The organism is Burkholderia sp. SIMBA_062, assembly GCF_046534765.1.
GTDB lineage: Bacteria > Pseudomonadota > Gammaproteobacteria > Burkholderiales > Burkholderiaceae > Burkholderia > Burkholderia ambifaria.
On the sequence record NZ_JAWRYD010000003.1, the window covers coordinates 341,232 to 351,175 of the forward strand.

Annotated in this window: 6 protein-coding genes and 3 pseudogenes; 7 read left to right on the top strand and 2 right to left on the bottom strand. The window is 62.6% G+C overall.

Features of this window, described 5'->3' with window-relative positions; all coding sequences use genetic code 11:
- Positions 1-18 precede the first annotated feature (18 nt).
- The 6 genes from SB786_RS04930 (at position 19) to SB786_RS04955 (ending at position 7,713) form a co-directional block, all read left to right on the top strand.
- Complete coding sequence (locus SB786_RS04930; RefSeq protein ID WP_410726447.1) at positions 19-2,328, top strand: hypothetical protein; 2,310 nt, start codon at positions 19-21, stop codon at positions 2,326-2,328.
- The gene (locus SB786_RS04935; RefSeq protein ID WP_410726448.1) at positions 2,325-3,806 is read left to right on the top strand and encodes a virulence factor; all 1,482 of its coding nucleotides are present in this window, start codon (positions 2,325-2,327) and stop codon (positions 3,804-3,806) included. The genes SB786_RS04930 and SB786_RS04935 overlap by 4 nt, the downstream gene beginning before the upstream one ends.
- A gap of 81 nt (positions 3,807-3,887) precedes the next feature.
- Complete coding sequence (locus tag SB786_RS04940) at positions 3,888-5,369, top strand: virulence factor (RefSeq protein ID WP_410726449.1); 1,482 nt, start codon at positions 3,888-3,890, stop codon at positions 5,367-5,369.
- A gap of 71 nt (positions 5,370-5,440) precedes the next feature.
- Positions 5,441-5,698: a PAAR domain-containing protein gene (locus SB786_RS04945; RefSeq protein WP_006761954.1), complete on the top strand. Its 258-nt coding sequence runs from the start codon at positions 5,441-5,443 to the stop codon at positions 5,696-5,698.
- Positions 5,699-5,716: 18 nt separating this feature from the next.
- The gene (locus SB786_RS04950; RefSeq protein WP_034177281.1) at positions 5,717-6,031 is read left to right on the top strand and encodes a TrfB-related DNA-binding protein; all 315 of its coding nucleotides are present in this window, start codon (positions 5,717-5,719) and stop codon (positions 6,029-6,031) included.
- Between the two features lie 197 nt (positions 6,032-6,228).
- Positions 6,229-7,713 carry an aminotransferase class V-fold PLP-dependent enzyme gene (locus tag SB786_RS04955; protein ID WP_410726450.1) on the top strand — a complete coding sequence of 495 codons (1,485 nt, stop codon included), beginning with the start codon at positions 6,229-6,231 and terminating at the stop codon, positions 7,711-7,713.
- Between the two features lie 65 nt (positions 7,714-7,778).
- On the opposite strand, the pseudogene SB786_RS04960 reads toward SB786_RS04955, so the two are convergent.
- A pseudogene (locus SB786_RS04960) lies at positions 7,779-8,045 on the bottom strand (thiamine biosynthesis protein ThiJ); the annotation flags it as partial.
- Here SB786_RS04960 and SB786_RS04965 point away from each other — a divergent pair.
- A pseudogene (locus SB786_RS04965) lies at positions 8,017-9,384 on the top strand (amino acid permease); the annotation flags it as partial. The pseudogenes SB786_RS04960 and SB786_RS04965 sit on opposite strands and share 29 nt — an antisense overlap.
- 147 nt (positions 9,385-9,531) lie before the next feature.
- Here the strand turns inward: SB786_RS04965 and glyA are convergent.
- A pseudogene (glyA, locus tag SB786_RS04970) lies at positions 9,532-9,944 on the bottom strand (serine hydroxymethyltransferase); the annotation flags it as partial.

Here is a 9,944-nt window from a genome sequence, read left to right on the forward strand (position 1 = left end):
GAATGCGCAGGAGTTTGAATGACCGATTCATTTCTTGATCCGCCGACGGTAGCCGCTCCTGGCGGCCAACCCGCGACGAAAGCCGATGCTCCCGACGTTCCTGCGCCGCGGCCGGCGCCGCCGCAGATTGTCGTCGGCCGCGGCGAGGGTGTGACGATGTTTGCAAAGAACACGCTGCTGATCTGCATCAAGCAATTGCCGTTGCCCGGCGTCGTGATCTTCGTGCATGGCGTCAACTCCGAGGGTGAATGGTTCGATGCAACGGAGCAAGGGCTGTGCAATGGTCTGAATCGCAGGCTCGGGCGACTGGACGATCAGATGATGTATCACGGCGTCGATGCCGGGCAGTTGATGCCCGCGAAGTACACGGAAAGCGTGACGCCGGATGGGTTCCTCGATCCCGATTTTCTGCCAGACAATTACATCAAGCTGGATCCGTCGTTTTCGCCGGTGATTCATTTCCGATGGGGCTATCGGGCGACTGCGGCCGAACTGAAGGAATACGGCGACAAGATCTTTCTGAACGAAAAGGACTATTGGGGCGGTGGTCCGTTCACGAACGGCTGTGCAAGCCTGCCCGATCTCTGGCACGGGGGTCTGGACGATCGAACGATGGGGTGGATGACTGTACAAGGCATCAATCCAACCAATCGACCGCTGTACCGCGCGCCGCCTCGCGCGTACGGCGTGCTCGCGGCGTTGCGACTGGCCAGGCTGATCGAGTCGATTCGCCGCATGCAGGCCGACGTACCGATTACGGTCGTGTGCCATAGCCAAGGCAACATCGTCGGCCTGACAGCAGCGTTCTTCGGTGACGCCTTCCCCGATGTCGAAGACCCGTGGGGACGCACCGGACATTGCGTCGCAGATGCCTACGTACTGGCGAATGCGCCGTATAGCCTTGCGAATGCGGACGGCCCGTACAAATCGGATACGTTCATGGATACATGGTCGCAACGCGCGACGAAGGACGCGAGCGGCCAGCGCGGACGGCAGACCTACGCTGCGCGCACGAAGACCTTCGGCAAGTTTCTATCGATCATCGGCGCTCGCACAGCATGCGAACTTCCCGCGGACAAGATCGATGAAGACATGGAAAACAAGCGGGTGTCGCCGACGAGCAACCGGTCTTATGCAGCGCAAGAGGACCGCGCGCGGCACGGCTTGAATGCATCGACGTATGGCCGCGTCACCGCGTATTGCTGTCCACACGATCAGGTGATTTCGGCGGTGACGGTTCAAGGCATCGGCTGGCGCGGAATCAGCAAGCACGAACTCGAGGATATCGGTGCGGCAGGCATCCTGACGCAGCGGGTGTTCGCATCCGGCTTCCGTGTTGGCATTCAGAAACCCTACCGATATTGGGAAGACGATTGGCGGCATGGCAAACAAGGAACGAAACCGGGCTTCTGGTATCCGCCATCGCCGCCCGCCAAATTCAATCTGATCGGCGCGATCAAGGGTAATGAGTCTGTCTTCGGTGTGGCCGCCACGCTCGTAACAGCGCCCCTGATGTTCGTCGTGACCGGAATCAGTTCAGCGTTGAACATGCTCCGTGTGAATGCCGATCCGCCGAAAGGGTGGACCGTGGTGGCGGATGCGCCGGCACTTGATGATCCGTTTTCGCCGAAGGCGCTGCGATTCGGCAAGCCCGTTGAAACGAAGGATGGCGACGCGACAAGCGACTTCAACGAAGGCAACGATCCACCAGCCGCATGGCGCGACGCGGGCAAGACCGATGCGGACAAGCGGGCCGACGATCCGTACGACCAGTACAACGCAAAGAACGCGGATAGCGTCGCGCAAGGTACGGCGGAAACGGAAGCCGCACAGCGCTATGAAGATCGCGCGTTGATGCGGATGGAAGCGCGCCGAACGCTGAATACGGAATGGATCGATCGCGAGGGCCACGTGATCGGCGAGGACGGCAAAAGCGCGATGCCGGAGGGCTACAAGGAATGGCGCGACAAGCAGATCGTCGACTGGCTCGATCGCGGAGCGACCAATAGCCCAACCAACCACTCCACGACGGTGACCAATCCCAAGCATGCCAAGAACGCGCTTGCCTATGACGTTGCTGTAGGGCTGTGCTACCTGACGCCCGATCAACTTTACGGCTTGCGGATCGAGGCCGATTGGCGGATGGGGGACGGCATTCCCGATTCCAATCCGAACAAGCCGTACGCCGACTACTTTAAATACGGAACGCTTGATCGAATGTCGATGCACGAATGGGCACATGCCACGAATAGCGAAGGAAAGATACCCGAGGCGATCACGGACGAACGTGAAGGCGAGTTTTATCTGAAGGCCGGGGGTTTCGTATGAAGCCCCTGATCGCCACGCGGCCGCGACGCGTCGCCATCGCTGTTTCGACATGGCTGATCGCCACCATGCTCATGGCGTCTCTGATGGCGCATGTCGAACAACCCGACCCCTCACATTTGGAAATAGGAGACTGGATGAAACGATTCTTTGTCGTACCTGGCCTGGCCGCGCTGATGGTGTTTCTGTTCACCACGGCCATCATGCGTCCAGCACAAGCCACCTCTGTTCGAGAGTCCACGGGGATTGCAGCGCCAGCAGCCGAGGTGCCCGCTAAGCCGTTCGTCGCACAGGTTGTCGGCCTGATGTGGTTGAATCCTTTGCAACGCATGGACTATCCAATCGAATGGCAATTGTTGTGGACGCAAGGGTTTGCAACACCGAACAAAAACGATGACATGGTGCGCACTGATCCGCAGTCGTTTGCGACACTTAAGTCAATCGGAGCGTTGGTGTACGGCAATCGTGGCACGGAAACATTCAAGGGTTTCTATCACAAGTACGTAAGCAAGTTTCTCGTGTTGATGCGTTCGCGCTACTTCTCGAACGCGAGCTATTTCTACACCGTGAAATCCGACAATCCCAAAGATTGGCGCGAGCTTGCCGGAATACATATCGAGCTCGCGCTGCCTCCAAGGCTCGATCCGATCGAAGCGAAGACGTACTTTATCAATGAGTTTCTCCAATGCTTCGAAATTGGTCCGCCGTCACCCAAGACGCTTTGGAGCCGCGACACGCCCCCTGATGTCCAGATCACGCAAGGCGGCGCGAACGCCGGCTTTACATCGCTGAACAAGGCGCTGGACTACCTGCAGGCCAATCCCGACAAGACCGCGTGGGCAATGAACTGGGACGCCCCGAACTTCCCGCCCACGGATGCGCAGATCAACGAAAACCTCGTCGTGCTGTTCCTCGCCGGCCCGAACTTCAACACAGAGCGCGAACCGCTCGCATGGATCGGCAAGGCCGCGGCCGGCGACACGAAAGCGTTCTCGCCGAAAGTCGGCACGACGCGCGCCGTACAGGCGTGGAAGGCGACGATCGCCGAAGCGGCACGCAATGCCGGCGTCGCGGTCACCGACCTGAATTACATCGTTCACGATGCTGGCAACGGCAGCGATGCAGCGTCATCCCGCCTCGTCGCGCTCACGCAAACCTTGACCGAAACGCTTCCGGAATACGACCACAAGAAGCAGACGTTCAACACCGCCGCCCTGCTCGGCGACATGGGAACAGGCAGCGCATTGACCGACGTCGCGCTCGCGATCGGCCGGATCAACCACTTCGGCGGCAATGCACTCGTCGCCGGCACGACCGACCCCGAACACCCCGTCGCCGTCGTCGTCATGCCGCCATCGAATCTCACGCAGATCGACCCGACCAAGGACTGGTTTCGCGCGCGCGGCGGAAACAACGCCTACCTGCCGTGGTGGGGACGCCGACACGATGTCGATTACGGCATGCAGGGCTATTCGTGGTGATGCAAACCGGCGCTGAGACGCATGACCGACGATCACGGACGAACGTGAAGGCGAGTTTTATCTGAAGGCCGGGAGTTTTGTATGAAGCCCCTGATCGCCACGCGGCCGCGGCGCGTCGCCATCGCTGTTTCGACATGGCTGATCGCCATCGTGCTCATGGCGTCTCTGATGGCGTATGTCGAACAACCCGACCCCGCACATTTGGAAATAGGAGATTGGATGAAACGATTTTTTGTCGTACCTGGCTTGGCCGCGCTGACGGTGTTTCTGTTCACCACGGCCATCATGCGTCCAGCACAAGCCGCCCCTGTTCTAGAGTCCACGGGGATTGCAGCGCCAGCAGCCGAAGAGCCGGCCAAGCCGTTCGTCGCGCAGGTTGTCGGCCTGATGTGGTTGAATCCGTTGCAACGCATGGACTATCCAACCGAATGGCAATTATTGTGGACGCAAGGACTTTCCACACCGAACAAGAATGACGACATGGTGCGCACCAAACCCGAAAAATTTTCGTCGCTTCGATCAATCGGAGCGTTGGTGTACGGCAATCGTGGCACGGAAACATTCAAGGGTTTCTATCACAAGTACGTAAGCAAGTTTCTCGTGTTGATGCGTTCGCGCTACTTCTCGAACGCGAGCTATTTCTACACCGTGAAATCCGACAATCCCAAAGATTGGCGCGAGCTTGCCGGAATACATATCGAGCTCGCGCTGCCTCCAAGGCTCGATCCGATCGAAGCGAAGACGTACTTTATCAATGAGTTTCTCCAATGCTTCGAAATCGGTCCGCCATCGCCCAAGACGCTTTGGAGCCGCGACACACCCCCTGATGTCCGGATCACGCAAGGCGGCGCAAACGCCGGCTTTACATCGCTGAACAAGGCGCTGGACTACCTGCAGGCCAATCCCGACAAGACCGCGTGGGCAATGAACTGGGACGCCCCGAACTTCCCGCCCACGGATGCGCAGATCAACGAGAACCTCGTCGTGCTGTTCCTCGCCGGCCCGAACTTCAACACCGAGCGCGAGCCGCTCGCATGGATCGGCAAGGCCGCGGCCGGCGACACGAAGGCGTTCTCGCCGAAGGTCGGCACGACGCGCGCCGTACAGGCGTGGAAGGCGACGATCGCGCAAGCGGCACGCAACGCCGGCGTCGCTGCCACTGACCTGAATTACATCGTTCACGATGCAGGCAACGGCAGCGATGCAGCGTCATCTCGCCTCGTCGCGCTCACGCAAACCTTGACCGAAACGCTTCCGGAATACGACCACAAGAAGCAGACGTTCAACACCGCCGCCCTGCTCGGCGACATGGGAACAGGCAGCGCATTGACCGACGTCGCGCTCGCGATCGGCCGAATCAACCACTTCGGCGGCAACGCACTCGTCGCCGGCACGACCGACCCCGAACACCCCGTCGCCGTCGTCGTCATGCCGCCATCGAATCTCACGCAGATCGACCCGACCAAGGACTGGTTCCGCGCGCGCGGCGGAAACAACGCCTACCTGCCGTGGTGGGGACGCCGACACGATGTCGATTACGGCATGCAGGGCTATTCGTGGTGATGCAAACCGGCGCCGCGGCACAGTGCGAGCAACACGCGACCACCACACGAATCATTCGGAGGACGAGTCATATGCGAGGAATCATCCGGGTAGGCGACATGCACACCCACGGCGGCCGGGTCGAATCCGGAGCCGGAATCAGCAAGGTCATGGGGCGCGCGGTCGCGCGCTTCGGCGACGCTTGTTCGTGTCCGATCCACGGCGCCTGCACGATTGCAGCAGGCGACCCTGCCTTCAACGTTGAAGGCCAAGCCGCCGCGTTCGACGGTCACGAAACGACCTGCGGCGCGAAACTGATTTCCTCACTTCCGAATTCGGGGCGAATTTGAATGCAGAAGACACGACGCATGACCGCCGAACAGTTCCGACTATTGCGGCTTCAAGATACCCGAATCAAGCCGGTGAACCAGTGGGCGCTGCACGAGATTTTCGTGAAGGGCCGCCCGCAGCGCGAACTGGCCGCGAAACTGGGCATGAACCGCTCGGCAATGTCGCAGCTCGTTCGCAAGGCGTGGCAGCGGTATCTGGACCTGCCGGGTAACGTCACACGCCTCACCACGGTCACGATCACGATTCCGTCGAAATACGAGCAGGCGCTGCACGCCTGGGTGCAGGACGCGCATCGTTTATCGAACCGGCCCGATCAAAACGAGCCGGCCTGACCGACTCGCGCGCTGCGGCATCCGTATGACCAATTCGCGATGCCCGCCTCCCTCAAAAGAAAACATATCCCCCAATATCCGATATAGATAGATCAATATTCCATATCCAGCTAAATTCTCAGCCACTTTTGGATCCTTTTTCCCCACCCGACCTCGTATCATTTCTCCCATTCCGAAGAGAAGAGCAAGAGAAGGACATGAGCGATATCACCCCGCTGCACTACCTCGACTACGCAGCCACCACCCCCGCGGATCCCCGCGTGATCGAAGCGATGACGGCCTGCCTCGGTGCCGACGGCATCTTCGGCAATCCCGCGTCGAGCTCGCACGCCGCCGGCCGGCTGGCGAAGGAAAAAGTCGAGCACGCGCGCGCGCAGGTTGCCGCGCTGATCGGCGCGCACGCCGACGAGATCATCTGGACGTCGGGCGCCACCGAATCGAACAATCTCGCGCTGAAGGGCTACGCGGAGGCCGCGACCGACAAGCGCCACCTGATCACGAGCCGCATCGAACACAAGGCCATCCTCGACACGATGGCGAACCTGTCGAAGCGCGGGATGACGGCCGCTTACCTGAGCCCCACCGTCGACGGCGAAATCACCGTCGACGCCGTGGCCGCGGCGATTCGCCCCGATACGGGCCTCGTGTCGCTGATGCTCGTCAACAACGAGCTCGGCACGCTGACGGACATCGGCGCGATCTCGCGCATCGTGCATGCGGCGGGCGCGCTGCTGCACGTGGACGCCGCGCAGGCGCTCGGCAAGACGCCGATCGACGTGCGCGCGCTCGGCATCGACCTGCTGTCGATGTCCGCGCACAAGGTGTATGGCCCCAAGGGCATCGGCGCGCTGTTCGTGCGCCGCGACATCGCCGATCGCATCGCGCCGCAGATTCACGGCGGCGGCCACGAGCGCGGCCTGCGCTCGGGCACGCTCGCGACGCATCAGATCGTCGGGATGGGCACCGCGTGCGAGCTGGCCGCCGACAAACTCGAGGGCGAAGCCGAGCGGATCGCGGCACTCGGCGCGCGCCTGAAGGACGCGCTGCTCGCGCTCGGCGACATCACGCACAACGCGGCAGCGGCGCGCCGCATCCCGCACACGTTGAGCCTCACGGTGAACACGCCGGGTTTCTTCCCGTTCATGCTCGGCGATTCGCTCGCCGTGTCGTCGACCTCCGCATGCAACTCGACCAGCGGCGCGCCGTCCCACGTGCTGACCGCGATCGGCCTCGATGCAGAAACCGCGGGCCGCACGGTGCGCATCAGCTTCGGCCGTTTCACGACCGAGCAGGACGTCGATTTCGCGGTCGCGTGTTTCGCGCGCGCGATCGAGCAATGCCGGGCCGCGGCCGCAACCGGGTTCACCGCGTCGCGCCAGATCACGCCGGCGGATCTGAAGGCGATCCGCAATGCAGGCTTTCGCGCGGTGATCTGCAACCGGCCGGACGGCGAAGGCGCCGATCAGCCGGCCTTCGACGAGATCGCGGCCGCCGCGCGCGAACTCGGCCTCGACGCACGCTATCTGCCGGTCGAACGCGACCGGATCGGCGATGCGGAAGTCGACGCGTTCGGTGCGCTGGTCGATGCGCTACCAAAGCCCGTGCTCGCGTATTGCCGCAGCGGAAGCCGCTCCGGGATGCTGTGGAACCGGCTGACGGCGCGGAGGACGGCAACGGCCTGAGCGCAACGCCGTTTCCCGTCCGGGGAAGCGCGGTGCGCCTCGGGCGGTGCGCCGGTTCCCCGCCGCTACTTCGCATACTCCAGTTGCAGCGCCACCCAGTCTGACGTCGCGTCGCCGTAGCGCGCCGCGATGTCTGCGAGCACACCGGGCAGCACCGCGTCGCCACGCCGCCCGTCCGGAATCGTCACGCGCGCGTGCGTCGCATCTGCGGGCTGCGTCAGCAGCCGCAGTCCGTGCCTCGATTCGATCACGCGCGCGTCCGCCGTTGCGACGACATCGCTGCGCCATGTCCGCGCCCACGCATCGGCGCTGAGTGCCACCGGCGGCGCATCGATCGGCCTCAGCTGGCCGCTCGGCTCGCTGTTCGCGCTGATCGTCACGGTGTCGATGTCGCAGATCGCGTCGGCGTTTCCCACCGCCGGCGGCCTCTATCACTGGGGCGTCATCCTCGGCGGCAAGAAATGGGGGTGGATGACGGCGTGGCTCAATCTGATCGGCCTGATCTTCGTGCTCGCCGCGATCAACTTCGGCACCTACGATCCGTTCTTCAAGACGCTGATCGCCCCGATGTTCGGGGTCAGTCCGGACAGCCTGACGTGGTGGCATCAGACCTCGTTCATCGTGGTCATCACCCTCTCGCAGGCGACGCTGAACGCACGCGGCATCAAGATCGCGAGCAAGATCACCGACCTGTCCGGCTACCTGATCTTCGTCGTGACGATCGCGCTGGTCGTGTCGCTGCTGGTCTACTCGCCGGTCGCGTTCGACCTGCATCGGCTCGTCACCTTCACCAACTTCACGGGCGTCGACGGCGGCGCATGGCCGAAACAGACCCTGCCGCTCGCATTCCTGTCCGGCCTGCTGCTGGTGACCTACACGATCACGGGCTTCGACGCGTCCGCCCACACGTCGGAGGAGACGCACGACGCGGCGAACAACGTGCCGCGCGGCATCATCGGCTCGGTGTTCTGGTCCGCGGTGTTCGGCTACGTGATGGTGTGCACGTTCGTGCTGGTCATGCCGGACCTGACGGCCGCGATGAAACAGGGCACCGGCTTCTTCGAAGCGATCCTCGCGCCGATCCCGAAGACCTTGCGCGTGTGCCTCGAGCTCGCGATGTTCTTCATCAACTACGTGTGCGGGCTCGCCGCGATCATGTCGACGTCGCGCATGATGTATGCGTTTGCGCGCGACGGCGGGCTGCCGGCGTCGAAGCTGCTGCGCAGCGTGAATCACAACCATCGGACGCCCGGCCCCGCGATCTGGACGTGCGCGGTGCTCGCGATCGTCGTCACGCTGTACGGCGACGCGTTCTCGGTGTTGAGCGCGGGCAGCGCCGTGTTCCTGTTCATCTCGTATGCGATGCCGATCGGCTCCGGGATGCTCGCCGAGGGGCGCACGTGGACCGAAAAAGGCCCGTTCCAGCTGGGCATCTGGTCGAAGCCGTGCGCGTTGCTCGGGCTGGTGGGCGCCTGCGTGCTTGCCTACGTCGGCATCCAGCTGCCGAACGAGAAGGTGCTCTACGTGCTGGTTGTGTTCGTGGTCGTGCTGATGGTGACCTGGTACGGCTTCGGTGTGCGCAAGTCGTTCGCGGGGCCGCCGGTGCTCAAGGACACGCGCAACGACGCGCGCATTCGCGAACTCGAGGCCAACGTCGATGCGTCGGTGTGAAGCAACGCCGGCTCGCACGTAGGCTCACAACGCAAAAAATCCGGCTCGCACACACACGGCGAGCCGGATTTTTTTAATCGCGTCGGACCAGACGAGTTCAACCGCCTGAGCAGTTGAACCCCCGACCATGCACCCGATTGCAGCGCGTTAGCCGTATACCGGGAAACGCTGCGTCAACTCGGCGACGCGCCCGCGCACGCGCTCGATCCTCGCCGCATCTTCCGGCGCTTCAAGCACGTCCGCGATCAGGTTGCCGACCTGCTCGGCTTCCGCCGGGCCGAAACCGCGCGTCGTCATCGCCGGCGAACCCAGGCGGATGCCGCTCGTCACGAACGGCTTTTCCGGATCGTTCGGGATCGCGTTCTTGTTCACCGTGATGTGCGCGGCGCCCAGCGCCGCTTCCGCCGCCTTGCCCGTGATGTTCTTCGCGCGCAGGTCCACCAGCATCACGTGGCTTTCGGTGCGGCCCGACACGATCCGCAAGCCGCGCTTGACCAGCGTTTCGGCCAGCACGCGTGCGTTCTCGACCACCTTTTCCTGGTACGCCTTGAATTCCGGCG